Here is a 22,859-nt window from a genome sequence, read left to right on the forward strand (position 1 = left end):
GGGTCACTCCCCGTCGAGGCCGTGCTCGATCGCGTAGCGGGCCAGCTCGACGCGGTTGTGCAGCTGCAGCTTCCGCAGCGTCGACTGCACGTGGTTCTCCACCGTCCGGTGCGACAGCACCAGCCGCTCGGCGATCTGCCGGGCGGTCAGCCCCTTCGCGACCAGGCGCAGGACGTCGGTTTCGCGTTCGGTCAGCCGGGGCGGCTCGGCCCCTGCAGTGTCGCCGGCGTCGGCCATCCGCCGGTACTCGCCGAGCACCAGCCCGGCCAGCCCGGCGGTGAACACCGGGTCGCCGGCCGCGGTCCGGTGCACGGCGTCCACCAGCTCCGCGGCGGACGCCGACTTGACCAGGTAACCGGACGCGCCGGCCTTCACCGCCTCCAGGACGTCCTTGTGCTCGCCGCTCGCCGAGAGCACCAGCACCTTCGTCGACGGGAGCGCCGCGGTGATCTCCCGGGTGGCGTCCACGCCCGAGGTGGTGCCGAGGTTGAGGTCCATCAGCACGACGTCCGGCCGGACGGTCCGCGCGATGCGCAGCGCGGCGTCGGCGTCCGGCGCGGTCGCCTTCACGTCGAAGCCGTGCTCGGTCAGGTCGCGGGCCACCCCGTCGCGCCAGATCGGGTGGTCGTCGACCACCATGACCGAAATCCGCGGCTCGCTCATTTCGCACCCCTCGTGCTCGGCACCCTGACCTCCCACTCCGTGCCCTGCCCGGGCGCGGTGTCGAGGGTCGCGCTCCCCCCGAGATCGCGGACCCGCCCCCGGATGGATTCCACCACGCCGAGGTGCCCTTCCGCTGCCGCTCGCTCGAGAACGCCGTCCGGAATGCCCGGTCCGTCGTCGCGGATGCTCACCACGACGTCACTGCCGAGGTCCTCCAGCAGCACCCACGCGTGCGCGCCGGGGCCCGCGTGCTTCTCGACGTTCGCCAGTGCTTCGCGGGTGACGGCGACGAGCTCCTCGGTCACGTGCGCGGGCAGCTCGACGTCGTCCGCCGGCGTCGAGACCTGCACCGACGACGTCGCCAGCAGCTGCAGCGCCGCGCGCAGGCTCAACGTGCCGCTGTCGTTCGGCGTCAGCGGCTCGGTCGTCACCAGCGACCGCAGCGCGATCTCCTGCTCACCGGCCAGCCGCGCCAGCTCCGCCGCTTCACCGCCGACCTCGTTGCCGCGCTTGCGGACCCGGGCGAGCACCTGCAGCACGCTGTCGTGGATCGACCGGGCCAGCCGTTCCCGCTCGGCCGTCGCCGCTTCCTTCCGCAGCGCCTGCTCCAGCCGCGCCGCGGACCGGCGGCCCATGGTCGCGGCCATGCCGACCAGCAGGCCGGCGGCGGCGAGCAGGACGCCGTCCCGGGCGACGTCGAGGTCGAACTTCTCGCGCGCCAGCCCGGTCGCCACGCCGACGACCAGCCCGGCCAGCACACCCCCGCTCGCCCCGAAGCGGGCGCCCGCGGCGACCGGGGGCACCGCTGCCCAGACCGTCGTGATGAGCGGGACGTTCAAGGCGAACTGCGCGTCGCTGAGCACCCACGGCGAGGTCAGCAGCAACGCCGTCGTGAACACCAGGTCGAAGACGACCAGCGCCGGCGGCCGCGTCCGCTCGCGCAGGTAGAGGAAGCTGCTGACGGCCGACCACAGCGCCATCACGCCGACGATCGCCCACGCGAGCCATTCGCGCTGGTAGTGACCACTTTGGACGATCACGGTGCCGCAGGCGAACGCCCACGTGAGCCAGCGGAACGCGAGCACGCCCCGCCACATGGGCGTGATCGGATCGGGGGTCCGCCGGACGGTCACGGCTTGTCGTCGCGCTTCGGCGGTTCGGCCGTCGAAGCGGCGGCTTCCTCCTCGCCGACCGTCGCGATTTCGGCGTTCGGGCCCCCGGGTTCGGCGTCGTTCGGCTGCGCGGCCTGGTCCTTGAGGACGTCCACCTCGGCCGGGTCCGGGTTGGTCTCGTGCAGCAGCGACCGGACGCCGGCGTTGAGCACCGCGAGCAGCGGCACGGCCAGCAGCGCGCCGGCGATCCCGCCCGCGACCAGGCCGGCGGTGATGGCGAGCACCACGGCCAGCGGGTGCAGCTTCACCGCCCGCCCGAGCAGCAGCGGCTGCAGGATGTGGCTTTCCAGCTGCATCACGCCGATCACGATGGCCAGCACGATCACCGCGCCGATGAAGCCGTTCGTCACCAGCGCGATCAGCACCGCGACACCGCCGGTGATGACCGCGCCGATGATCGGGATGAACGCGCCGATGAACACCAGCGTCGCCAGCGGGATCACCAGCGGGACACCCATGATCCACAGGCCGACGCCGATGCCGACGGCGTCGACCACGGCGACCGCCGCCGTCGCCCGCACGTAGCTGACCAGCGACGCGAACCCGCGGCGGCCGGCGACGTCCACGCGGGCGCGGACCCGGCCGGGCACGGCGCGCACGAGGAACGTCCAGATGCCGTCACCGCCGCTGAGGAAGAAGATCGTGATGAACAGCGTCAGCAGGAAGCCGGTGAGGATCTCGCCGACCGTGCTCGCCGTGGTCAGCGCGGTCGTCGTGATGGACGCCTGGTTGTTCTGGATGAACCCGATCGCCTGGTTGATGAAGTCCTGGATCTGCTCCTGGCGCAGGTGCGGCGGTCCGTTGAGGAGCCAGTTCTTGATCTGGTCGAGGCTCGCGTTCACCTGCTGCTGCAGCTGCGGCAGCCCGGAGGAGAACTGCGTGATGACGAACGTCAGCAGCCCGCCCAGCACGGCCAGCCCGGCGATCAGCACGATCGCCGTCGCCAGCCCCCGCGGGAACTTCACCGCCACCAGCTTCTGCACCGCCGGCGCGAGGAGCGCCGAAACCAGCAGGGCGATGGACAGCGGGATGACGACCACCGAGAGGTAGCCGATCACCCAGACCACGGCGTACAACGCGGCGATCACGACGATGAACCGCCACGCCAGTGCCGCGCTGATGCGCAGCCCCCGGGGGATCAGCCCGGTGATGTCCTCGTGCTCCGGCAGGAACGGGTCTTCGCGTCGCGCGTGGCTCACCGGATCACCGTACTGGCAACGACGTCCGATTCGGCCGCTTTCCGCGAGCCGAGTCCGACACGCTGGACGGCCAGCCGTGATCACCCGCCGTGAAAGCCGATCGCACGCTGTGTTCTTCACACGATGGGGGCATCAAGTCGTGTCGAGGATGCGGGCGGCGTGGCGAGTTTGATTAGGTCACTCTCGCAACGGCACATCGCCGGACTTCCACCGAGCACCAGGAGACGCACCAGTGGCCGACCACGCGACGAACGAGGGGCAGGGCGCCAAGCGCGCCGGCCGCTTCGTGTCGCGTGCGCTGCTCGTGCTGGGCGGGGCCGTCGCCGGCACCGCCGCCGCGTGGCTCATCTCCGGTGCGACCGCCTCCGCGGACACCGTCGAGGTGGGCACCGCCCCGATCACCGACGCCGCGGCCGGCAGCCTCGGCGACGTGAACACCGGCGCGACGGACGCGGCGAACGACGTCTCCACCACGAGCTGCGCGCAGGACGCCACTTCGTGGAGCCAGCCGTGCGCGGGCACCCTCCAGCACGAGGTCTCCGACCGCGTCGGCGACTCGGTTTCGGACCTCGCCGACCAGGCTGTCGTGAGCCCGGCGCAGCGCACCCTCGGCGCGGTCGAGCACATCGTCCGCGAGCCGCAGGACACCCGCGAGGTCCTCGAGCAGACCTTCACCCCCGAGCCGGCGCACGACGTGCTGCAGCTGCTCGACCCGGCCGGCCACGGCGACCTGGTTCCGCTCCCGGGGCTCACCCCGGTGAAGCAGGAGCCGGTCACCACCGGCGTCGGCCAGACCACGGACACGGTCGCCGTCTCGACCGTCCAGCTCCCCGCCGCGCTGCGAGCCCCGCTCGCGATGCCGACGGGTCTTCAGCACGACGTCACCGGTGCGGCGGGCGAGTCCCGCGATTCCCACCGTGATCTGCCGTCGCCGCTGACCCCGGTGCAGCTTCCGGTCGCACCGTCCGTCCCCACCGCCCCGGGTGGCAGCACTGCTCCCGGTGGTCACCTCGACGGCCTCAACTTCGGCGTCCCCTTCTGGACGACCGAAGCCGTCGACTCCGCCGTCGCGGCCATGAGCCGCGCCGGCCTGCGCACCGCGATGCGCACCCCGGGCGAGCAGCCCGGCGTCACTCCTGACTGAACACCTCCCTTCACGGGTCGCTGACGCGCCCGAGTCCGTCCTCAGCTGACGGTCCCTGCGTCCGCGGAATACCCGTGACACGGCGGTGCGCTTTTGTGCGCCCGCAAGAAGTTCCTTCCCCCTCGGGTGCGACTCGGACCCCGTTTCGACTTCGACGAGCGCACCCCCATAAGCCCGCAAGGGAACCCGAAATAAAGGAGAAAAACCCCATGCAGACGTGGGCAAAGCGCGGACTCCAGACCGCACTTGTCACGGGTGGGTTGCTGATGCTGGGTACCGGCATCGCCTCGGCCGACGAGAACGTCAACCCGGACGCCCCGGCATCCCCGCTCGACCTCAACGTGACGGCTCCCATCCAGGAGGCCAACAACGCGGTCGGCACCCCCTTCGGCCAGCTGGACCTGCCCGCCGGGCAGACGGAGCTGAGCACCAAGCCGGTCACCAACGCGGCGAACGAAGCGGCGAAGCAGCTCGACGAAGCCAGCCCGATCAGCCAGAGCACCCTCGGCGGTGTCACCAAGGCCGACGGTGCGGGCGCCTTCACCCCGAGCCACAACAACCTCAAGGGCAACAAGGTCACGGGCGACGTCGTCGTCCCGATCCAGATCGTGGACAACGCGGTCGGCGTGATCGGCGACGCGAACGTCCAGGGTGGCGACCACAGCCAGACCTGGGAGCACAACCAGGACATCGCGACGACCGGTGAGGACTCCAGCCTCGCGGGCAACGCGGTCGCCCTCGACTGGGCCCTCCCCGTGCAGATCGCCGGGAACGGCGGCGGCGTCGCCGGCGGCACCGGCCGGGTGACCGGTGGGTCGGCCAGCCAGAGCACCACCGAGACCGGGAACGTCGACACCAACGGCGACGGCTCGGCCCTCTCCGGCAACGTGGTGGCCGGCCAGTTCGCCACCCCGGTGCAGGTGACCGGCAACGCCGCGTCGTACCTGCTCGGCAACGGCCAGAGCCACGGCTACTCGGCCGACACGGTCGCCACCTCGGGTGGCTCGCTGTTCAGCTCCGGCGACAACAGCGCGGGATCGGGCAACGTGGTCGGCGCGCCGATCGCCCTGCCGGTCAAGTTCAACTGCAACTCGGGCGCCGTGTGGGGCTCGCTGTCGAACTCCGACGGCTGCAACACCTCCGCCGACGCCACGGCCGGGGACACGCGCGAGGGCAGCCTCGGCATCCCGACCTACCTCGAGACGAGCGGCAACGACTCGTTCCTGTCCGGCAACGGCGGGGCGGCCTCGCTGTCCCCGATCGCGAACGTCGCGGGTGTCGCGGGTTCGTGGATCGGCAACGCCTCGGCGGGCATCCCCGAGACCGGCAGCTCCTCCAGCACGGTCGACTCGGGCGGCTTCGTCAAGACCGCCGGTGACAACGCGAGCGGCTCGGGCAACGTCCTGAACCCGTCGGTCGCGCTGCCGGTCGAGGCCTTCGGCATCGGTGGCACCTACATCGGCCAGGCCAACGCCGCACACGACAACACCACCGACGCCAACGCGGGCAACGGCAGCTACACCCGGGGCAACGACTCCGTGCTGGGTGGCAACATCGTCAACACCCAGACCGCGGGCGCGCCCGAGGTCTTCGGCATCGGCGGCAGCCACATCGGCAACGCGACCGGCACGGCGACCGAGGACAAGACGGTCACCGCCGGGGCGTACGACGGCACGCAGGGCAACGACTCGTCCGGCTCGGGCAACGTCGTCCAGGTGCCGGTCGGCCTGCCCGCCGAGGTCTTCGGCGTGGGCGGCTCGTTCATCGGCCAGGGCTCCGGCTCGGCCGAGGAGACCAAGGTCGTTTCCGGTGGCGGCGGTGGCTCCACCCACGACGACAACGGCTTCCTGAGCTCCAACCTGGGCACCGTGCCGGCTTCGCTGCCGGTGCAGGTCGCCAACATCGGCGGCGCGTTCGTCGGCCAGGGCCACGGCAAGGGCTCGACCGACACGACGTCCAACGCGGGCGGCGACGTCACGGCGAACGGCCCCGCGGGCGCCGGCGCCGGCAACATCATCGAGGCCCCGGTCTCGCTCCCGGTGCTGGCCGCCGGCAGCGGTGCCGCCCTCGCGGGCATCGGCACCGGTGAGAACGACAACATCACCGACTCCTCGGCGGGCGGCGACGCCCTCACCGACGGGCAGGACGGTGCGCTGACCGGCAACATCGTGAAGGCGCCGGTCGCCGGTGTCGCGCAGGTCTTCAGCGACGGCGTCGCGGGTGCGGCGCTGGGCCACGGCCTGGGCACCAACGACACCTCGTCGGAGGCCGGCGGCGACGCCACCACCAACGGTGACGGTGGCGCGGTGGCCGGCAACATCGTCGGCGCGGACGCGCTGCCGGTGGCGCAGGTCTTCGGTGACGCGGTCAGCGCCGCGGGTGTCGCGACCGGCACCGGCACCAGCATGACCCAGGTCGAGAACGCGGGCGACGACACCACCTCCGGTGTCGAAGGCGCGATCTCCGGCAACATCCTCGACCTGCCGGTGACCGCGATCGCGCAGCTGTTCGGCGACGCGGTGACCGCGGGCGGCGTCGCGCACGCCGTCGGCGACAACACGCTGACCACGGAGAACGGTGGCGAGCCGACCACCGAGGGTGACGGGTCCAGCCTGTCGGGCTACAACTTCTACCACGACATCGTGGCGCCGGTGCAGATCTTCGGGGTGCCCCTGGAGCTGCTCGGCGTGGCCACCGCCGACGCGACCGACATGACGAGCATCGACGGCGAGGCCACGGAAGCGGCCGACACGATCGCCAACCCGGTCGAAGGTTCGGAGCTGGGCGCGGGCGAGCTGCCCTCGCTGACCGGGCTCGCCAGCGGCCTGCCGACGGCGGGGCTGCCCACCCAGGGCCTGCCCGCGCTGCCGACCGCCGCGCCGCTCGGCGCCGAGCGCGCCGACCTGCCGACCGGTGGGAACCCGCTGGCCGGGCTGACCCAGCTGGCGCACCTGGGCGCCGTCCCGGCGATGCCGAAGCCGGCCCTGCCCAACACCGCGGCGCTGCCCGCGGTGACCGGGCTGTCGGCGCTGGGTGGGGCCCTGCCGGGTCACACCGAGCGGGCGGACCTGCCGACCGCCGGCCTGCCGATCGCGGCCCCGGCCCTGCCGGCCGTGCCGGCCCTGGGTGCCCTGCCGGGTGCCGAGCGTGCCGACCTGCCGACCGGTGGCCTGCCCGTCGCGCTGCCGGCCCTGCCCGCCCTGGGTGGCGTCCCGGCCCTGCCGGTCGCCCTCCCGGTGACCCCGGCGCTGCCGGCCGCCCCGGCCCTGCCGGTGAACGCCAAGCTGCCGGTGCTGGACAGCGCGGCCCCGGCCGCGCAGGTCCCGGCCATGTCGGGTCTCGACTCGACCGGCTTCCTCGCGAAGCTGCTGGGTCTGGTCAAGCGCAAGTAGTTCGGTACTGCCGGGCGGGTTCGGTCAGAGCCCGCCCGGCCACTGACCCCGCTGTCACGGGCAGGCGTTCCACCGCGCCGCGAGGGTGACCTCGCACGGAACGCCCCCACCCGCGATCGCGGTCATCGAAAAGGCTCTCCTTCCCTGGAGAGGACGAACCCCAGGAGCCGACCCGGCCCCTGGGGTTCGTTCGTGTCCGCGGGAAGTCAGGAGAACTGCAGGGAGCGCTTCGCCAGGCCGTGCCAGAAGCCGTCGATCACGGTGCGGCCGGAGCCCTCGTCCGAGCTGGCGCCGAGCGAGACGAACAGCGGCGCGAAGTGCTCGATCCGCGGGTGCGCGAGCGCCGCCGCGGGTGCCTTGTGCCGGAAGTCGAGCAGGGTGTCGACGTCTCCGCTGCTCAGAACCTCGTCGCCCCAGTGGTCGAACTCGGCCGACCACGCCGGCGGGGTGCCGTCGGTGGCGCGGGCCATGCCGCTCAGGTTGTGGGTGAAGAAGCCGCTGCCGACGATCAGCACGCCTTCGTCGCGCAACGGCGCGAGCTTGCGGCCCAGGTCGAACAGCTCCCGCGGGTCGAGCGACGGCATCGAGACCTGCAGCACCGGGATGTCGGCGTCCGGGTACATCTCGACGAGCGGCACGTAGGCGCCGTGGTCGAGGCCCCGCTCCGGCGCGTCGTGCACCGGCGTCTCCGTCGAGCGAAGCAGCTTTCGGACCTTCGCGGCCAACTCCGGTGCGCCCGGAGCCGCGTACTTCACCTGGTAGTAGCGCTCGGGAAAGCCCCAGAAGTCGTACACGAGCGGCACGGTCGTCGTCGCGCCGAGGGTCAGCGGCGCTTCCTCCCAGTGCGCCGACACGACGAGGATCGCGCGGGGCTTCGGCAGGTCAGCCGACCAGTTCGCGAGCTGGTGGGTCCACGTCGTGTCGTCGGCGAGCGGCGGGGCGCCGTGGCTGAGGTAGAGGACCGGGGTGCGGGTCATCGAGCGCTCCAGTTATTTGAAAGTTCAACTACTAGAGTACTCGACGCCGGACGTGCCCGGGATATTCCTCAGGCGAGGTTGGCCGCGCACCGCTCCAGCGTGCGGATTGTCGTGCGGTAGTCGTCGTCGCCGATGCCCGCCATGGACTTCGCGCGGAACTCCTTGATGCGTGCTTCGACGCGGGCGTGGGCCTCGCGGCCGGCCGTGGTGAGGGCGCCGTCTTCGGCGACCCAGCCGCGGGCGCGCAGGTCGGCCACCTTCGGGGCCATCGAGCCCTCGGCGGCGACGAACGGCGCCATGGCCGCGTCGACCTCCTCCGGCGTGCGGGCGCCGAGGGCCATCGTGTTGAGTACCTGCCAGTGCCGCCGGGTCAGCGATTCCGCTTCGAGGACCCGGGCCATGGAGGACTCGAGGAGCTCGTCGAGGTGGCGCAGCCACCAGCCGAGGGGTTTCATGAGGACTCCGATATGTCGTTGAACAACTACATGTAAAAGTACATGTAGTTCGGAGGTGGAGCAACCATGACGGACGCGGTGGCCGACGTCGAGCGCGCCATGATCGCGATCCGCCGCAGCCAGCAGCGGCGGGCCCTGAGCCGGATCGGCAAGGCCAGGGGCCGGGGCGCGCACGATCCGGTGCACGAACTGCTCGACGTCGTCGAGGAGCTCGGCGACCGCGGCGAGCCCAGCACGGTGACGGCCTTGAGCGCGGCGATGGGCGTCGACCAGCCCCGCGCGAGCCGCCTGGTGGCGCGCGCGGTCGAGCAGGGACTGCTTCGCCGCGAAGCCGATCAGCGAGACGGGCGGCGTGCGGTGCTCGTGCCGACCGAAGCCGGCCAGGCGCACCTCGACGAGCTGCACGCCTTCCGCCGCTCGGTGTTCGCCGAGGTCATGGCGGATTGGCCGGACGAGGACCGCGACACCTTCGGCCGCCTGCTCACCGCGTTCGTCCGCGGGTACGGCGCCCTCGGTTAGTCGTGCGAGAGGTCGACGAAACGGCTGTAGTGCAGCTGGTGCGCGACGGTGATCGTCGCCGTCGGGCCGGCACGGTGCTTGGCGATGATCAGGTCCGCCTCGCCGGCGCGCGGGTCGTCGCGCTCCCAGGCGTCCGGGCGGTTGACCAGGATGACGAGGTCGGCGTCCTGCTCCAGTGAGCCGGACTCACGCAGGTCGGACAGCATCGGGCGCTTGTCCGTGCGCTGTTCGGGACCACGGTTCAGCTGGCTGATCGCGATCACCGGGACCTCGATCTCCTTCGCCAGCAGCTTCATCTGCCGCGAGAACTCCGAGACTTCCTGCTGCCGCGACTCGACGCGCTTGCCGGAGGTCATCAGCTGGAGGTAGTCGAGGACGACGAGCTTCAGGTCGTTGCGCTGCTTCAGCCGCCGCGCCTTGGCCCGGATCTCCATCATCGTCATGTTCGGCGAGTCGTCGACGAACAACGGCGCCTCGGAGACCTCGCTCATCCGGCGGGCCAGCCGCGTCCAGTCGTCGTCGGACATCTTGCCACCGCGCATGTCGGCGAGGCGGATCTTCGCCTCGGCCGAGAGCATGCGCATGACGATCTCGGTCCGGCTCATTTCCAGGGAGAAGATGACGCTGGTCAGGCCGTGCCGGATCGACGCCGAGCGCGCGAAGTCCAGGCCCAGTGTCGACTTGCCGACACCGGGACGGGCGGCGACGATGATCATCTGACCCGGGTGCAGGCCGTTGGTCAGCTCGTCGAAGTCGGTGAACCCGGTCGGGATGCCCTGGGACTGGCCGCCGCGCGAGGCGATCGCGTCGATCTCGTCCATCGTCGGCTGCAGCAGCTCTTCCAGCGCGACGTAGTCCTCGCTGGTCCGGCGCTCGGTGACGTCGTAGATCGCGGCCTGCGCGCGGTCGACCACCTCGTCGATGTTCGCGCCGTCGGCCGCGGCCGCGCCGTAGCCGTACTGCACGATCCGGGTGCCCGCCTCGACCAGCCGGCGCAGCACCGCCTTCTCCGAGACGATTTCCGCGTAGTACCCGGCGTTGGCCGCCGTCGGCACCGTCGCGATCAGCGTGTGCAGGTAGGGCGCGCCGCCGACGCGGCCCAGCTCCCCGCGCCGCTCCAGCTCGGCCGACACCGTGATCGGGTCGGCCGGCTCGCCGCGGCCGTAGAGGTCGAGGATGCAGTCGTAGATCGCCTGGTGCGCGGGCCGGTAGAAGTCGTCGGGGCCGAGGGCCTCGATGACGTCGGCGACCGCGTCCTTGGACAGCAGCATGCCGCCGAGCACGGACTGCTCGGCCGCGATGTCCTGCGGCGGCTGGCGGTCGAACCCGCCGCCACCACCACCGCCACCGCCGTCGGGCGGCGGCTCGTTCGGACCCGGGTCGGACTCCGCGTACATCGGACCACGGTCGTCGGTCAGCGCCACCGCCCCGGACACCTCCTCATCGTGTCGAACACCCGTTCGATTATGCCGGATCTTCGCTCTCGAAGCACGCGGCTCGTCCCGTGCTTCCCCATCACCCGGACCTCGTCACCCGATGATCGACGACAACGTCGACCGGCTGGTGCAGACACGCGGAGCGCCACGGTGAGTACAGGCCCGAGGCGGCACGCTAGATCCCCCAGGAGGCGGATGGCAATTCCGGGTGGGGACCCTTCTGTGGACAACCTGGGGATGAATGGGGGTAACCAATCACAGGTGCCGCGAGAGCTGTGGACAAGTTGGGGACAAGCGTGATCGGCTTCGCGGAAACCGCAGGTCAAGGGCTGTGTACAAGCTGTGGAGAAGTGACGCAAAACTCGTGCGGCGTGTCGCGCGAAGTCCGTCGTTCGGCGTGTCGTGGACCAGCTCGGACCCATTGAGCCCCACGGCCTGTGGATGAATATCACGGACAGTAGAGCGGCCACCCGGTGGGCTGAACGGCGCCGGCGTCAGGCCGCGGTGAGCCGGCCCTGTGCGCTGCGTAACCGGTCAGCGAGAACGCGCTGGTCGGCCGGGGTGAAGGCGATCCGGTTCTCCCCACGCCCCGGAATCTCTTCGGTCAGCCACCGGCCTTCCGACGTATCGATGTAGTTCACCGGGCGTTCGATCCGGTGGCGCGCGCCCGTCCGGTTGCGCGCCGCGACGTAGAGGCTGCCGCTGCCCATTCGGCGCAACGCGAGGATCCGGCGGAGCTCGTCGGCCTCCTGCGACCCTTCGGCCGGGCGGTCGTTGCGGAGCACCGCGAACTCGCCTTCGTCGCCCCGGGCGGTTCCTTCGATCTGGCTCTTCGGCACCGCCAGCGGCGTCCCGCGGCCGGGTGCCAGCTTCGGGATCTGGCCGAGGAAGTCGTCGAGCAGCTCGCCGGGCCGGGACGACGCCAGCACGACGGCGTCCAGCTCCTCGTGCTTGGCCAGCACGAACGCCTCACCGCCGGCACTGCCGCCGAGCAGCCGGTAGCTGACCGGCTTGCCCTGGAAGCCGCCGTCGATCCAGCCGTAGTACTCCAGCTGCGGCCGCGCGATCGCCTCGACCGTCGCGACGAAGCCGGGGTGCATGCCGCGCGGGCCGAACAGCCCGGCCTTGGCGAGCTCGGCGTTGACCCGCTCGTCCTCGGCGCGCTGGGCCTCGTCGCTGTACCAGGTCGGCGTTTCCACCAGCACCGTGTGCGGCTCGCCGCCCCGGCGCCGGATCAGGTTGACCAGGGTGCCGGTCGAGATGGTGACTTGCCTGTCCAGCACCGCACTTCCCCCATTGAAGACAGTTGGTGAACCCGAAGGAGCCGGGCGCGCTCATCTTGGCACGCGCCCGGTGCTCCCGCGTGCGCTACTCGCCGATGACCGGCGGCGCGGTGAGTTCGTCGGTTCCGAAGATGTCGTTCGGGTCGTCGCCGAGGAGGTACTTCGACGTGCGTTCCTCGTCGCCGCCGCCCTGGCCCTTGGCGCCGTGGCCCATGCCGCCCATGCCACCCATCCCGGTGGCACCGGCCCGGCCGGCGCCCGCACCGCCCGCGCCCATCGCGCCACCACCGGCGCCGGCACCCATGCCGCCCCGGCCCGCGCTCGCGCCACCGGGCTCGGCCGCACCGGTCGAGCCGCCGGGCCCGAAGCCCACGCCGCCCGGCCCGAAGCCCGACGGGTCGCCGATCCCGCCCGACCCGCCGGGGCCGAAGCCCCCGCCGCCGGGGATCGAGAAGTCGCCTGCGCCGCCCGAACCACCCGGGCCGAACCCGCCGGCACCGGGGATCTTCGGCGGCGTGAAGCCGGACGAGTGGGTGCCGTCGGAGAAGTTCGGCGGGGTGTAGCTGCCGCCGGGGATCTGGGACGGGTCGAACTTGCCGCCGGGGACCTGCGAGGGATCGAACTTCGGCGGGGTGTAGTTGCCGCCGGGGATCTGGGACGGGTCGAACTTGCCGCCGGGCGTGGTCGGCTGGCCGCCGAAGGAGGGCACGCTGCCCGCACCTGGCATGTTCACGCCGGGCATCGAGCCGGTACCGGTGCCGGTGCCGTTGCCAGTCCCGTCGCCGTTGCCGTCGCCGCCCGGCTTCTTCTTGCCGTCCTTGCCGCCGTCGACGTTGACGTTCTCCTGCTGCCCCTTGAGCGCGGAGTACGTCGGCATCTTCTGGCCGTTGTCGTTGCTCGCCTTGTAGTAGGTGTTGAAGGCGTCGACGTTGGCCTGGCCCTTGGCGTTGTAGTCGCGGATCGCCCGGTCGGTGTCGGTCGTCCACGGCGTCACGGCGTTGAGCAGGTTGTTCTTCGGCGGGTCCTTCGGGACCTCCTGGACCTGCGTGTGCACGGTGGTGAAGGCGGTGTGCTGCTCGCCGAGGTACTTGTCGGACTCGGTGAGCTTGGTGCCCGAGTCCTCCATCCACACCCGCAGCGGGTGGGCGCCGGCGTTCTGCGCCGCCTCGGAGCCGCCGCCCGTCCAGGCCGCGTCCATCTCCTTGGCCAGGCTGTCGATGGTGCTGAGCCGCTCGGCGTAGGCGCCCCTGAGCCGGTTCGCCGCCGACTGGCCGTTCGCGATCGAGCCCGCGCCGGGACCGTTGGTGATCTTTTCCCAGATGTCGTAGCAGTCGATCTTCCGGTCGCCCTGCGTCGAGGTGTGGTCGTCGGAGTGCGTGGTGGCCATGTTGTAGGCGGCGAAGCCGCCCAGCAGCACCAGTTCCAGCATCTCAGCCTCCCAGGGTGTGGATCATCGACTCGCCGAACTTCATCGCGACCGAGCACGGGTCCGAAGCGCCGGCGCCGTTGTCGTACTGCACCAGGATGTTGACCGCCAGCTCGTCGGTCACCGCGACGAACAGGCCGCACTTGCCGTTCTTGCGGTCGTCGACCGCGGCGGCGTAGACGCCCGGGTAGCCGGCGGCCTGGGTTTCGCCCCAGTACGCGTCGTTGGCCTTGGTGTCGTAGACGTCCTGGAGGCCGTTCTTGTTCGCGGTCACCGTGGTCACGTCGATCTGGTTGCCCGGGTCGGCCGCTTCGGTGAACGTGCAGCTCGGGCCGTTGCCGGTGGTCCGCGGTTCGCCTTCGCCGAACCCCAGGTCGGAGCGCGCCGACGCCGAAAGCGTCGCGCAGGCGTCCGAGGTGATCGCACCGGTGTTCAGCGGACTGGGCACCCGCGGCGCGGTGTCGGCCACGGAGCGGGTCTCGCTGCTCGATTCGGCGGTCGACGGCGCGGCGTTGGCGGTGCCCCTGGTCTTGCCGGCGCACCCGGCGACGGCGAGCACGGCGAAAGCCAGTGCCGGGACGGCGAGCAGTCGTCGGTTCACGTGGGCTGGTTCCCCGTCTTCGCCATGTCGGCCTGGGTGTCCGACTCCTTCGTGGTGATCTTCTGCTTCGCGGCGGTCAGCGCGTCGATGTAGTTGGTGACGTATTCCTGCATCTTGCGGTTCTGCTCGAGGAAGGCCTTGCCGGACGGGTTCGCGAGCTTCTCCCAGTCTTCGCTGGCGAACTCCTTGCCGGGCGCCTTCACGTTCGCCATCAGGTTGGCGTCGTCGTAGTCGCGCTTCAGGTCGGCCCGCAGATCCTGCCACTTCTTGATGACGGCGTCGATCTTGTCGGCGTCGAACGTGAAGCCACCGCCACCGGCCGGTGCTGACATGTTGACTTCATTGGCCATCCGGATCCATCCCCTTCGCGTCCCCGCCCATTCTCCTCCGACGCCGCCCGCCTGTCCGGGGTTCCCCCCGAAACGCGTGAAGGCGGGCCGCCCACCAGGGACGACCCGCCTTCCAACGAGGTACTGCCTTACTGCGCGACGGCCTTGACCTCGAGCCGCACGTCGACCTTCACGTCCGGGTGCAGCCGGGCGCCGACCGAGTGCTTGCCCACGGTCTTGATGTGGTCGCGGAGCTCGATGACGCGCTTGTCGAGCAGCGGGCCACCGGCCGCCTTGATCGCGTCGACGATCTCGCCGGCGGTGATCGAACCGAAGAGCTTCTTCGAGCCCTCGGCCGCCTTGCCGGTGAGCTGGATGGCACCGAGGCCCTCCAGCGTCGCCTTGATCTCCTTGGCGTGGTCGAGGTCGCGGATGCGACGGCTCTCCTGCGCGCGCTGGATGGTGCGCACGTTCTTCTCCGCGCCCTTGGAGGCCACGATCGCGTAGCCCCGCGGGAGCAGGTAGTTGCGCGCGTAGCCGTCCTTGACCTCGACGATGTCGCCGGGGCCGCCGAGGTTGGCCACGTCCGTGGTGAGGATGATCTTCGCCATTTCAGTGCCCTCCCTTAGCGCGCGGTCGAGGTGTAGGGCAGCAGCGCCATCTCGCGGGAGTTCTTGACCGCGATGGCGATGTCACGCTGGTGCTGGCTGCAGTTGCCGGTGACGCGACGGGCACGGATCTTGCCGCGGTCGGAGATGTACTTCCGCAGCAGGTTGGTGTCCTTGTAGTCGATCAGTTCCGGGCGGCCCTTCTTCTCGGCCTTGCAGAACACGCAGACCTTCTTCTTGGGCTTCCGAATGGGTGGCTTGGCCACTGTCTACTCCTGGAAATTCAAATCTGGTGGATGTGTGCGAGATCAGAAGGGGGGCTCGTCCGAGAAGCCGCCGCCACCGCCGCCGGCCGGCGGGGCCGAACCCCACGGGTCGTCGGCCGGTGCGCCGCCGCCACCGCGGTTGCCACCGCCTCCGCCGCCGCCGCCGAAGTCACCACCGCCGCCGCCACCGCGGCTGACCTTGTTGACCTTGGCCGTGGCGTAGCGCAGCGAGGGGCCGATTTCGTCGACCTCGAGCTCGACGACGGTGCGCTTCTCGCCTTCCTTCGTCTCGAACGACCGCTGCTTGAGGCGGCCCTGCACGACGACGCGGGCGCCGCGGGTCAGCGACTCGGCGACGTTCTCCGCCGCCTGCCGCCAGATGTTGCAGCGCAGGAACAGCGCCTCGCCGTCCTTCCACTCGCCGGACTGCCGGTCGAGGGTGCGCGGGGTGGACGCGACGGTGAAGTTCGCGACCGCCGCACCGGACGGGGTGAAGCGCAGTTCCGGGTCGGACGTCAGGTTGCCGACCACCGTGATGACGGTGTCTCCAGCCATCGGGGTTCCCCTCGGGCTCAGGCCTTGGCGGCAGCGGGCTTGGCCGCGGCGCGCTTGACCTCGCGGCGCATGACCTTGGTGCGGAGCACGGTCTCCTGCAGCGACAGCTGGCGGTCCAGCTCCTTCACCGCGTCCGAGGACGAGTTCAGGTCGAGCAGGGCGTAGATGCCCTCCGCGTGCTTCTTGATCTCGTACGAGAGGCGACGACGGCCCCAGACGTCGACCTTCTCGACGCTTCCGCCCGAAGTGCGGATCACGTTGAGGAACGTGTCGAGGGTCGGGGCGACCGTGCGCTCGTCGAGCGTGGGGTCCAGGATGACCATTACCTCGTAATGGCGTGACACAACCACTCACCTCCTATGGGCTCGCGGCCACGGACTGTCCGTGGCAGGAGGGTTTGTCCAGGTAAGGCTACCTGGGGGTACCGGCGGGACCGGACGGCGGGGTCAGCTCGCGCGCCGCAGGACCCAGGTGCGGACGAGCCCGGCGGTGACGCCGGCCAGCACGATCACGGCCAGCAGCATCGGCAGCTGCACGTCGTTGGAAGCGCCGTTCGAGGCGAGCGACTGCGCGTTGCCGGCGTCGCGGATGTCCGCGCCCTGCCCGCTCTGGTCGCCCGGCCCCGCCTGCGGCGCGGCGGCGTCACCCGGCAGGGTGCCGTTCGCCGGGTACCGCACGCCCGGGGCGACGGCCGTGCCGGCGGTCGCGGTGGGGATGCCGCTGTAGTCGCGCATCGGCGCGCTGCCACCCGTACCGCCGGTGGTGCCGGGGTTCAGGTTGGAGAGGTTGCCCGAGGTGCCGCCGGGGACGGTCCCGGTGCCGCCGCCCGGCTGGGTGCCGGTGCCGCCCGCGCCCGGCGTGCTCGGCGGGGCGTAGTTGGTGGCGACGGTGGTCAGCCCGCAGTTCTTCGCGACGTTCGCCGAGACCGCGTTGAGCACCTCGGTCTTGGTGCTGTCCAGCACGCCGAGACCGTTGGAGCCCTTCAGCGCGGTGGCGACGGCGCCGCCGATCGCGGAGCCCGCGATCGTGCCGCCGGCGGAGTTCGGCACCTGGCCGACCGCGAGCGCGCCCTTGCTCGCGATGGTGTCGGCGATGGTGTTCGGCCACACCGAGAGGGCGGTCCAGAGGTGCGAGTTGACGTAGTCCTGCGCGCCCTTGCGGACGAACTCCTTCACCGACGTGCCCTGCACGGCGACGGTGTCGCCCATGCTGCCGTTCACCGCGCCCGAGCAGGTGCCCGCGAGCGTCGTGGCGGCCGAAGCCGTGCCCGAGGAGAGGAACGCTCCCCCGGCCACGAAGGCGGCGACGGCGGTGACGGTCAGTGCGCGGCGGGTCGTCTGCCAGGTGGGGATCTTCCGCACGAGCACTGTCCTCCAAAGGGGATTACGGGGGCGTCGTTCCGGGCAACACCAGGATCAACGAAGGAGATACGCGAAAGATACTCGGCAGTCGGGTCAATTCGCAGCGGCCATTCGGCGGAGCACCCAGGTGCGGACGAGACCCGCGCTGACTCCGGAGAGTGCCAGGACCGCGATCAGCAGCGGCAGATTCGACCCGTTCGTGAAACCGTCCGATGCGGACGGTAGCGCCTCGGCGCGGCCCGCCGTCTGGACGCCGGAACTGCCGTCGGCCGCGGTGCCGTCCGGGCCGGTGAGGCCGTACTGCGGGGCGTAACCCGGGATCTGGCTGCCGTACCGGATGGCGGGCGAGGGCGTGAACAACCCGGCCGTCGCGAAGGGGATGCCGCTGTAGTCGCGCATCGGGGCGTAGCCGGTGCCGATGCTGAACGGGAAGCCGCCGAACGCCGGGCCGGCGCCGCCGCCGGAGAAGCCGGGGAGCAACGGGCTGTTGGCTTCCGGGATGCCGCCGGAGCCCTGCGGGGTGCCACCCTGCGGCGCGCCTCCGGTGCCGCCGGACGGCGGTTGCTGCGGGTTGCCGCCGGTACCGGGCTGCTGGGGGGCGGGCTGGCCGCCGCCGCCGCTCAACGCCGTCAGGCCCTGCTGGGTCCCGCTGGTCACACCCTGGACGCCCTGGTTGATCGCGCTCGCCGCGGGCGCGCCGACCACCGGCACCGGGGAGACGACGGTGTTCACCACGTTGACCGTGACCTGGCAGAGGGTGCCGAGGATCGCGTTGATGGTGCCGGTCAGGACCTTGGTGCCCTCGGTGACGACGCCCAGGTTGAGCGGAAGCCCGAGCAGCGGGGTGGTGGCCTGGATCGTGTCGCCGGGCTTGGCGCTCACGGTGCTGCCGCACGCCACGGTCTTCGTCTCGGCCGACGCCGTGCCGGGCAGGCCGAGCACGGCCGAACCAGCGAGCACGAACGCCGTCGCACCGACCGCCGTTGCCCTCCGTGTCCGCTCCTGCATGCGCGCCGCCCCTGGTGTCGTGGCCTCTTTCCCAGGACAACGACGTTAGGGCAGACGAGTAACGCCCGCTCGCTCAGAAATGTCCGGCATTCGAGTGGAAGCGGGCGTCACCCTGAGTCAAGATCAGGCGGGCTTGCGGCGGATCCAGGCCCGGACGAGGGCCGCGGCCACGATCGCGAGCGCCAGTACCGCCAGCAGCATCGGCAGTTTCGCCGGCGGCGTGAGTCCCGGCAGGGCCTCCGCCGTGCCGGACCGCTGCGCGTCGACCGTCGGGACCTGCTGGCCCGGGATGATCTGGGCGACCACCGGTGCCTGCACCAGGGTGCCCGGCAGCAGCGCGGCGTTGGTGAAGATGCCCGAGATCGCGTCGCCCGGCAGGCCCGCGTTGCCCGGGCCGGTGGTCACCGGGCCGGTGCTGTCGCCCGGCGGATTCGGCCCCGGCGGCACCGGCGACGGCGGCGCGGGCTGCGGCGGGTTCGGTGCCGGCGGGAGCGGCAGCGGCGGCAGCTCGTCGGCGACGCCTTGGGTGATGTTCCCGACCGTGTTGACCGTGCCTTGCGCGACCGGGCAGACGCCCTTCGCCGCGACGTCGCCGACCACCGGGACGTCGCCGATGCCGAGGGCGCGGACGGTGTCGCCGACCGGCAGCGTGAGCAGCGGCGCGGTGCCGTTCGTGTTCCGCGAGGTCGAGTCGAGCCCGACCGTCAGCTGGTTCGGCGAGTTCAGCGGGGCGCCGGCGTCGAGCACGAGACCGGTCTTCGCGTCGCGGGCCTGGCCGTTCTGCAGCGTGGCCGCGCAGTCGCCGCCGAGGGTCGGACTGGTGTCCGCGCTCGCGACGCCCGGCATCGCCAAGGCGGCCGTGGCGGCGAAAGTGAACCCCAGTGCGGTGATCCGTGCGAGCTGCTTCCCCATCGATGCCCTCCGGCAGTCGGACCGATTCTGGATCACGGAACGCGCTCACGGTACTCCACGAGCGTCACCAACCGGTCCCGCAGGGGAAAGGAGAACCCGGAGTAGCGTGCTCGGCATGCTGATTGGCGCCCATGTCCGTGACGACGACCCGTTGACCGCGGTCGCCGAGCGCAAAGCCGACGTCGTCCAGTTCTTCCTCTCGGACCCGCAGGGCTGGAAGGCCCCGAAGCCGCACCCCCACGGCGAGGCCATCGCGGCCGACCCCGTCGAGGTGTTCATCCACTCTCCTTACCTCATCAACGTGGCTTCGCCGAACAACCGGATCCGGATCCCATCCCGCAAGAACGTCACCCAGCACGCGGACGGCGCGGCGGCGATCGGCGCGAAGGGCCTGATCGTGCACGGCGGGCACGTCGGCGCGAACGACGACGCCGAGACGGGCCTCGACAACTGGCGCAAGCTCTTCGAGCGCGAGCAGGAAAAGGGCGGCTTCAAGGTCCCGATCCTGATCGAGAACACCGCGGGCGGCGAGAACGCGATGACCCGCGACCTCGACGTCATCGCCCGGCTGTGGGACAAGGTCGGCGAGTTCGGTGCCGGGTTCTGCCTGGACACCTGCCACGCGTTCGCCGCGGGCTGGGACCTCGAAACCGCCGTCGAGAAGGTCAAGGCCATCACCGGCCGGATCGACCTGGTGCACCTCAACAACTCGCGCGACGAGTTCGGCTCGACCCGCGACCGGCACGCCAACGTCGTCGAGGGCGAGGGCACGATCGACCCCGAGGTGCTGGTCGAGGTCGCCCGCGCGGCGGGCGCGCCGGTCGTCGTCGAGACCCCGCCCGACGGCCAGGCCGCCGACATCGCCTACCTGCGGGAAAAGCTCGGCTAGACGGCCACGGCCTTCCGGCGGCGCCGCGTGGCGTTCGGGATGATCACGTCCCGGGCGCCGTCGAGGAAGCCGCCGGCCGGGTCGTCGTCGCCGTCCATCCGGACCAGGTCGGCCGACGGGCGGTAGATCTCCCGGACGACCAGCACGCACAGCGCGGCCACGGCCAGGTCGCGCACCACGACCGTGCCGAGGAACCAGCCTTCGGGCAGGCCCTTGTGGTCGACGCCGAGGTAGTAGAACATCCGCGGCACCCAGACCAGCGCGTCGAGGAGCATCCAGCCGAGCAGCAGCCGCCAGCGCGGGATCGCCAGCACCGCCAGCGGCACCAGCCACAGCGAGTACTGCGGGCTCCACACCTTGTTCGTCAGCAGGAACGCGGCCACGACCAGGAACGCGAGCTGCCCGACGCGCGGCCGCCGTGGCGCCGCGAGCGCGAGGTACGCGATGCCCGCGCAGCACGCCAGGAACAGCACGGCCACCGTGAGGTTCAGGTACGCCGGCGTCTGGTTCTTCTGCAGCACGCCGTCGAAGCCGGCCCAGCCCGTGGTGTACGAGAGGACGTTGTACAGCGAGTCCGGGTCCATCGGCCGCAGGGTGCTCATCCGGAAGAACTCCCACCAGCCGCGGGTGGCGGTGAGGATGAACGGCGCGTTCACCGCCAGCCACGTCACGACGGTGACGCCCGCGGTCTTCCAGAACGGCGTCAGCTTCCCGGCGCGCAGGCACAGGAAGAACAGCACGCCGAGCAGGAACAGCGGGTAGAGCTTCGCCGTCGCGCCGAGGCCGAGCAGGAGCCCCGCGAGCAGCGGCCGCTTGCGCGCCCAGGCCAGCAGGCCCGTCGCGGTGAACGCGGTCGCGATCGCGTCGAAGTTGGTGAACGCGTGCACCAGCACCAGTGGCGAGATCGCCACCAGCACCATGTCCCACGGCCGGCGTTTCATGGTCCGCCCGGTGGCCCAGACGGTGACGAGCCAGGCGAGCGCCAGGAAGAACGCCGTGATGTCGAAGTAGATGGCCACCGGCAGCCCGCCGGGCAGCCAGCCGGCCTCGGCGACGTGGTACCAGCCCGCCGCGAGCTTGGCGTTCGCCCACTGGAAGAGGCCGGTGAGCACCGGGTACTCCATGTACCGGGTGCCGTTCTCCGCCGTCTGCGAGTTCTCCTTCCACGACGTGTAGTACGGGAAGGTGCCCGGCCGGTCGAGCCGCTCGGAGCTGTAGAGCGGCACGATGTCGGAGTAGCACATCGCAACGAACGGGCGGCCCGCGCGCCAGTCGAGCTGGGTGGCGCCGCTCGAGTCCTGGTACTGCTGGATGCAGGAGCCCTTGCCGAACCAGCAGAGCATCAGCGCGAGCGTGGCGAGCAGCAGCCCGACGCGCTGGGGCGACCAGAACCAGTGCCTGCCGATCGCCGCGTGCTCACCGAGCGGGCCGCCGACGGGTCTGGTGACCGCCGCCGCGAGTGGCTCGTTCCAGCTCGGGACGACCCGGTCCGCCCGGGTCAGCGTCACGGGGCCGGGGTCCGGCTCGCGCGTGGTCTCCTCTGGCACGAGGCGGATCGTATCGGTGATCGCGGAGCACGGCGGTGAAGCCGGTGATCATGCCGGATTCGCGTAGTACGAGGCCAGGACCTCGGCGGCGGCGCCGCGGGTGACGAGCTCCTCGCCGGAGGTGTCTTCGACGACCTCGATCCGCTGCCAGTGCGGCAGCGGCAGCAGCTCCTCGAGCCGGTCCGAAACGGCGTCGCGGTGCACGCCCGGTTCGTCCCGCACGGCCCGCCCGGCCAGCACGATCCGCTCCAGGTCGAGCACCTGGACGAGGTCGGCGAGCCCGATACCGAGGAAGCCGGCCGCGGCCCGCGTGTCGGGTGCGCGTTTGGCCATGATCTCGACGCAGCCGTGCCGCCCGCAGGCGCAGACCGGCCCGTCGTAGGCGATCGTGGTGTGCCCGAACTCACCCGCGTTGGTCCGCGGGCCGCGGTAGAGCCGCCCGTCGATCAGCAGGCCGACGCCGATGCCGGTGCCGGCGAGCACCACCGCGGTCGCCGTCGGCTCGCCGTGCGGCCACAGCCGGGCGAACGCGGCGGCGTTGGTGTTCTTGTCGAGCGTCACCGGCAGCCCGGTGCGCTTCTCCAGCAGGTCGCGCAGGGGGACGTCGTGCCAGCCGGGCATGTTCGTCGCGTCGCGGACCACTCCGGCGAGGTGGTCCAGCGGGCCGACCGCGCCCAGGCCGAGGCCGAGCACGTCGAAGCCGTCGGCGAGCTCGAGCGCGGCGTTCCCGACGGCCTCGACGGCCTGCTCGGGCGTGAACCCGGGCGGCAGCGGGCCGCCCGCGGTCTCTTCGACCTCGCCGATGAGGTTGGTGCGCAGCACGCGGAACTCGTCGCGGTCGAGGCGGGCGCCGAGCGCGTGCCGGGCGCCGGGCCGGATGGTCAGCAGGGTCCGCGGCTTGCCGACGCCGGTCGACGGCTGGCGCTGTTCGTCCAGCAGGCCGGCGTCGAGGAGTTCGGGCACGATCTTGGAGACGGCCTGCTGGGTCAGCCCGGTGCGTTCGGCGAGTTCGACGCGGCTGAGGCCACCGGCGCGCAGGATGTGCGTGAGCAGCAGGGCGCGGTTGTGCTCCCGCACGCCGCGCAGGTTGACCCCGGTGTCCGCCATGGACAGGATC

Annotated in this window: 23 protein-coding genes; 4 read left to right on the forward strand and 19 right to left on the reverse strand. The window is 71.4% G+C overall.

Annotated features, from left to right (window positions below; all coding sequences use genetic code 11):
* Positions 1-3: 3 nt before the first annotated feature.
* Genes H4696_RS34070 through H4696_RS34080 form a run of 3 tightly spaced genes read right to left on the reverse strand, consistent with a single transcriptional unit; the run spans position 4 to position 3,034 of the window.
* Positions 4-663 carry a response regulator gene (locus H4696_RS34070; protein ID WP_086864095.1) on the reverse strand — a complete coding sequence of 220 codons (660 nt, stop codon included), beginning with the start codon at positions 661-663 and terminating at the stop codon, positions 4-6.
* Positions 660-1,796 (reverse strand): MacS family sensor histidine kinase, encoded by a 1,137-nt coding sequence (macS, locus tag H4696_RS34075; RefSeq protein WP_086864094.1) that lies wholly within the window; start codon positions 1,794-1,796, stop codon positions 660-662. The genes H4696_RS34070 and macS overlap by 4 nt, the downstream gene beginning before the upstream one ends.
* Positions 1,793-3,034, reverse strand: coding sequence for an AI-2E family transporter (locus tag H4696_RS34080; RefSeq protein ID WP_086864093.1), 1,242 nt, complete (start codon positions 3,032-3,034; stop codon positions 1,793-1,795). The genes macS and H4696_RS34080 overlap by 4 nt, the downstream gene beginning before the upstream one ends.
* 232 nt (positions 3,035-3,266) lie before the next feature.
* Here H4696_RS34080 and H4696_RS34085 point away from each other — a divergent pair, with 232 nt between their 5' ends.
* Both H4696_RS34085 and H4696_RS34090 read left to right on the forward strand, forming a co-directional pair.
* Positions 3,267-4,178, forward strand: a complete 912-nt coding sequence (locus H4696_RS34085) for a hypothetical protein (protein WP_086864092.1) — start codon at positions 3,267-3,269, stop codon at positions 4,176-4,178.
* 209 nt (positions 4,179-4,387) lie between these two features.
* Positions 4,388-7,570, forward strand: coding sequence for a beta strand repeat-containing protein (locus H4696_RS34090; RefSeq protein ID WP_225955873.1), 3,183 nt, complete (start codon positions 4,388-4,390; stop codon positions 7,568-7,570).
* Positions 7,571-7,776: 206 nt separating this feature from the next.
* Here the strand turns inward: H4696_RS34090 and H4696_RS34095 are convergent, their stop codons facing one another.
* Positions 7,777-8,547, reverse strand: a complete 771-nt coding sequence (locus tag H4696_RS34095; protein ID WP_086864091.1) for a dioxygenase family protein — start codon at positions 8,545-8,547, stop codon at positions 7,777-7,779.
* Positions 8,548-8,615: 68 nt separating this feature from the next.
* Positions 8,616-9,002: a helix-turn-helix domain-containing protein gene (locus H4696_RS34100; protein ID WP_086864090.1), complete on the reverse strand. Its 387-nt coding sequence runs from the start codon at positions 9,000-9,002 to the stop codon at positions 8,616-8,618.
* Positions 9,003-9,068: 66 nt separating this feature from the next.
* On the opposite strand from H4696_RS34100, the gene H4696_RS34105 reads away from it, so the two are divergent.
* The gene (locus tag H4696_RS34105) at positions 9,069-9,521 is read left to right on the forward strand and encodes a MarR family winged helix-turn-helix transcriptional regulator (RefSeq protein ID WP_086864089.1); all 453 of its coding nucleotides are present in this window, start codon (positions 9,069-9,071) and stop codon (positions 9,519-9,521) included.
* On the opposite strand, the gene dnaB is transcribed toward H4696_RS34105, so the two are convergent.
* The 12 genes from dnaB to H4696_RS34165 all read right to left on the reverse strand — a co-directional run bounded on the left by dnaB (position 9,518) and on the right by H4696_RS34165 (position 19,306).
* Positions 9,518-10,945 (reverse strand): replicative DNA helicase, encoded by a 1,428-nt coding sequence (gene dnaB, locus H4696_RS34110; protein WP_086864088.1) that lies wholly within the window; start codon positions 10,943-10,945, stop codon positions 9,518-9,520. The two genes, H4696_RS34105 and dnaB, sit on opposite strands and share 4 nt — an antisense overlap.
* A gap of 506 nt (positions 10,946-11,451) precedes the next feature.
* Positions 11,452-12,240, reverse strand: coding sequence for an ESX secretion-associated protein EspG (locus H4696_RS34115; RefSeq protein WP_086864087.1), 789 nt, complete (start codon positions 12,238-12,240; stop codon positions 11,452-11,454).
* A gap of 85 nt (positions 12,241-12,325) precedes the next feature.
* Positions 12,326-13,669: a hypothetical protein gene (locus H4696_RS34120; protein ID WP_192782682.1), complete on the reverse strand. Its 1,344-nt coding sequence runs from the start codon at positions 13,667-13,669 to the stop codon at positions 12,326-12,328.
* Between the two features lies 1 nt (position 13,670).
* Positions 13,671-14,267 (reverse strand): DUF3558 domain-containing protein, encoded by a 597-nt coding sequence (locus H4696_RS34125; protein ID WP_086856488.1) that lies wholly within the window; start codon positions 14,265-14,267, stop codon positions 13,671-13,673.
* Positions 14,264-14,617, reverse strand: a complete 354-nt coding sequence (locus H4696_RS34130; RefSeq protein WP_086856489.1) for a hypothetical protein — start codon at positions 14,615-14,617, stop codon at positions 14,264-14,266. Before H4696_RS34130 ends, H4696_RS34125 begins: the two co-directional genes overlap by 4 nt.
* Before the next feature lie 128 nt (positions 14,618-14,745).
* Complete coding sequence (gene rplI / locus H4696_RS34135; protein ID WP_003098743.1) at positions 14,746-15,207, reverse strand: 50S ribosomal protein L9; 462 nt, start codon at positions 15,205-15,207, stop codon at positions 14,746-14,748.
* A gap of 14 nt (positions 15,208-15,221) precedes the next feature.
* The gene (gene rpsR, locus H4696_RS34140) at positions 15,222-15,470 is read right to left on the reverse strand and encodes a 30S ribosomal protein S18 (RefSeq protein ID WP_003098744.1); all 249 of its coding nucleotides are present in this window, start codon (positions 15,468-15,470) and stop codon (positions 15,222-15,224) included.
* 42 nt (positions 15,471-15,512) lie between these two features.
* On the reverse strand, positions 15,513-16,025 hold the full coding sequence (locus H4696_RS34145) for a single-stranded DNA-binding protein (protein WP_086856490.1): 513 nt from the start codon (positions 16,023-16,025) through the stop codon (positions 15,513-15,515).
* A gap of 17 nt (positions 16,026-16,042) precedes the next feature.
* On the reverse strand, positions 16,043-16,369 hold the full coding sequence (gene rpsF, locus H4696_RS34150; protein ID WP_176742059.1) for a 30S ribosomal protein S6: 327 nt from the start codon (positions 16,367-16,369) through the stop codon (positions 16,043-16,045).
* Positions 16,370-16,471: 102 nt separating this feature from the next.
* Entirely contained in the window at positions 16,472-17,392 is a 921-nt protein-coding gene (locus H4696_RS34155) for a hypothetical protein (RefSeq protein ID WP_086856491.1), read from the reverse strand.
* A gap of 87 nt (positions 17,393-17,479) precedes the next feature.
* Positions 17,480-18,394: a hypothetical protein gene (locus H4696_RS34160; protein WP_192782683.1), complete on the reverse strand. Its 915-nt coding sequence runs from the start codon at positions 18,392-18,394 to the stop codon at positions 17,480-17,482.
* Between the two features lie 123 nt (positions 18,395-18,517).
* Positions 18,518-19,306 (reverse strand): hypothetical protein, encoded by a 789-nt coding sequence (locus tag H4696_RS34165; protein ID WP_086856492.1) that lies wholly within the window; start codon positions 19,304-19,306, stop codon positions 18,518-18,520.
* Between the two features lie 115 nt (positions 19,307-19,421).
* On the opposite strand from H4696_RS34165, the gene H4696_RS34170 reads away from it, so the two are divergent.
* Complete coding sequence (locus tag H4696_RS34170; protein ID WP_169734820.1) at positions 19,422-20,195, forward strand: deoxyribonuclease IV; 774 nt, start codon at positions 19,422-19,424, stop codon at positions 20,193-20,195.
* On the opposite strand, the gene H4696_RS34175 is transcribed toward H4696_RS34170, so the two are convergent.
* Both H4696_RS34175 and H4696_RS34180 read right to left on the reverse strand, forming a co-directional pair.
* Positions 20,192-21,742 (reverse strand): glycosyltransferase family 87 protein, encoded by a 1,551-nt coding sequence (locus H4696_RS34175; protein ID WP_086856494.1) that lies wholly within the window; start codon positions 21,740-21,742, stop codon positions 20,192-20,194. The genes H4696_RS34170 and H4696_RS34175 overlap by 4 nt on opposite strands.
* Before the next feature lie 48 nt (positions 21,743-21,790).
* Positions 21,791-22,849, reverse strand: a complete 1,059-nt coding sequence (locus H4696_RS34180) for an ROK family transcriptional regulator (RefSeq protein WP_086856495.1) — start codon at positions 22,847-22,849, stop codon at positions 21,791-21,793.
* Positions 22,850-22,859 lie beyond the last annotated feature (10 nt).

The organism is Amycolatopsis lexingtonensis, assembly GCF_014873755.1.
Classification (GTDB): Bacteria; Actinomycetota; Actinomycetes; order Mycobacteriales; family Pseudonocardiaceae; genus Amycolatopsis; species Amycolatopsis lexingtonensis.

Bases quoted from the DNA above. Each gene is read 5' to 3' on its own strand.
- H4696_RS34070 (WP_086864095.1), bottom strand. From the start codon at position 663: ATGAGCGAGCCGCGGATTTCGGTCATGGTGGTCGACGACCACCCGATC.
- H4696_RS34090 (WP_225955873.1), top strand. From the start codon at position 4,388: ATGCAGACGTGGGCAAAGCGCGGACTCCAGACCGCACTTGTCACGGGT.
- H4696_RS34095 (WP_086864091.1), bottom strand. From the start codon at position 8,547: ATGACCCGCACCCCGGTCCTCTACCTCAGCCACGGCGCCCCGCCGCTC.
- H4696_RS34100 (WP_086864090.1), bottom strand. From the start codon at position 9,002: ATGAAACCCCTCGGCTGGTGGCTGCGCCACCTCGACGAGCTCCTCGAG.
- H4696_RS34105 (WP_086864089.1), top strand. From the start codon at position 9,069: ATGACGGACGCGGTGGCCGACGTCGAGCGCGCCATGATCGCGATCCGC.
- H4696_RS34120 (WP_192782682.1), bottom strand. From the start codon at position 13,669: ATGCTGGAACTGGTGCTGCTGGGCGGCTTCGCCGCCTACAACATGGCC.
- H4696_RS34130 (WP_086856489.1), bottom strand. From the start codon at position 14,617: ATGGCCAATGAAGTCAACATGTCAGCACCGGCCGGTGGCGGTGGCTTC.
- rplI (WP_003098743.1), bottom strand. From the start codon at position 15,207: ATGGCGAAGATCATCCTCACCACGGACGTGGCCAACCTCGGCGGCCCC.
- H4696_RS34145 (WP_086856490.1), bottom strand. From the start codon at position 16,025: ATGGCTGGAGACACCGTCATCACGGTGGTCGGCAACCTGACGTCCGAC.
- H4696_RS34160 (WP_192782683.1), bottom strand. From the start codon at position 18,394: ATGCAGGAGCGGACACGGAGGGCAACGGCGGTCGGTGCGACGGCGTTC.
- H4696_RS34165 (WP_086856492.1), bottom strand. From the start codon at position 19,306: ATGGGGAAGCAGCTCGCACGGATCACCGCACTGGGGTTCACTTTCGCC.
- H4696_RS34170 (WP_169734820.1), top strand. From the start codon at position 19,422: ATGCTGATTGGCGCCCATGTCCGTGACGACGACCCGTTGACCGCGGTC.
- H4696_RS34180 (WP_086856495.1), bottom strand. From the start codon at position 22,849: ATGGCGGACACCGGGGTCAACCTGCGCGGCGTGCGGGAGCACAACCGC.